2 protein-coding genes are annotated in these 2,067 nt (G+C 64.9%); both read left to right on the forward strand.

The annotated features are described in order from the left end of the window. Positions 1–798, forward strand: a 798-nt coding sequence (locus AC1DKQ_RS22345; protein ID WP_476920271.1) for an aldehyde dehydrogenase family protein, incomplete at its 5' end; no start/stop codon positions are given. 651 nt (positions 799–1,449) lie between these two features. After that, the coding region (locus tag AC1DKQ_RS22350; RefSeq protein ID WP_476920272.1) for a collagen-like triple helix repeat-containing protein at positions 1,450–2,067 on the forward strand (618 nt) is incomplete at its 3' end.

Here is a 2,067-nt window from a genome sequence, read left to right on the forward strand (position 1 = left end):
AAGGACTCCCGGCTGCGGAAGCTGTCCTTCACCGGTTCCACCGAGGTCGGCCGCCGGCTGCTCTCGGATGCCTCCGAGACCGTGCTGCGGACCTCGATGGAACTCGGCGGGAACGCCCCGTTCGTGGTGTTCGAGGACGCCGACGTCGACGCCGCCGTCGCTGGTGCGATGCTGGCGAAGCTGCGGAACATGGGCGAGGCCTGCACCGCGGCGAACCGGTTCATCGTTCACGAATCCGTCGCCCAGGAATTCGCGAAGAAGTTCGCCGCGATGATGGCCGCGATGACTATCGCCCGGGGCACCGAGGCCGAGTCCAAGATCGGCCCGCTGATCGATGCCAAGAGCCGGGACAAGGTCCACGAGCTCGTCACCGACGCCGTGAGCGATGGCGCCGTCTTGATTACAGGCGGGACGCCGGTGGACGGTCCGGGATACTTCTACGAACCCACCCTTCTCCTCGACGTGCGCGAAGGCGCCCGGATCCTGTCCGAGGAAATCTTCGGACCCGTCGCCCCGATCATCACCTTCGGCACCGAGGACGAGGCCGTCCGGCTCGCGAACAACACCGAATACGGGCTGGTGGCCTACGTCTTCACCCGCGACCTGAACCGCGGGATCCGGATGGGCGAACGGCTCGAGACCGGCATGCTGGGCCTGAACGCCGGCGTGGTCTCCAACGCGGCCGCCCCGTTCGGCGGGGTCAAGCAATCCGGCCTGGGCCGCGAAGGCGGCCTCGAAGGCATCGAGGAATACCTCTACACCCAGTACATCGGCATCGCCGACCCCTACGCCGGCTAACCGCCGCGGCCGACATACACCCCGCACCGTAAGCGGCCTCCCGTCCTCCCACCATGGAGGCCCTATGTTGCGTGGACGGTTCTGGACATCGAGTGCGGACCACAAATAGCCGTGGGAACCGAAGAAGGCCGCGCACTAATCAGAGTTGTCGGCTCAACGAGCCGCACGCGCCCACCACCTGGTATGCATGTGCGTCTTGCCCGATCCTGCTTGCGTCCGGCGGCGAGCAGGATCGGGCGGGCTACGCCGCTGGCCCCGACAATCCATGCCGACGCGGGGGTAAACAGATTCTCTCTGCGGAGCCGGAAAGCCAGGAGGAAAAGCATCCCCGCGATGGCGATGAAACTTACCTGATGCAGTACGCCTGCCCATGCCAAAAGCGCCGCTTCACCCGGTGGAACAGACGGTTTGGGCCAGTCTGCTGACGGTCCCACCACTCGATTTTCTTACCAATTTCACGGCAAAACTGTCAGGTTCAGAAGTCGTCTGCCCGACTTCCACTCTTCGAATTCCGCTTCCTTGTCAGGGACGATGGGGGAGCGGTTCAACTCCAACCTCAGCCTTTCGGGCATCGGGCGTCCGGGAACCCGTCCCGGGGTTCCGGACCGAACGCCGTGAACGGCTCTATCCCGGTCATACCGGACGCCGAAGATGCCGGCGGAGAAAGACCACCACAATGGCTGTGACGACAGCGGCGATGATTCCGCCCAGAAGATCTGGCCAGAAGATGACCGGGAGCTTGGTGATCACGAACGGCAGCTGTGTGAGCGCACTCAGACCGGCAATGCCGGCGACGGCGACGAGGGAAAGTGCCAGACCGACAAGGTCAAAGACGCCGTCTTCGGCGTGAAGGACAAAATCATGGGAACAGCCGAGGATGCCGTGGACAGCGTGGGCTCCGTGGTCGGAGACGCCGGCTCCGCCGTCGGATCCACCCTTGGGGACGCCGGCTCCGCAATCGGCGATGCACCCCACAAGGTGGCAGTGAAAGCCCAGGGCAGCCCGCTTGCCGTGGGACTGATTGCCTTCGGCGCTGGCCTGCTCGTCTGCTCCCTCATACCGGCCAGCGCCAAGGAAAGGGAAGCGGCACAGTCGCTCAAGAGCGCGGCCGAACCGGTCACGAACCAGCTGGGCGAAGCCGTTAAGGACGTCGCCCAGGGCCTGCAGGAACCGGCCCGGGACGCGATGGAAAACGTCAAGAGCACCGCGGCCGACGCTGCCGAAAACGTCAAGGAGGAAGGACACACCGCCGTCTCCGACGTCAAAGAC

It is taken from the genome of Arthrobacter sp. 05L421 (assembly GCF_056397785.1).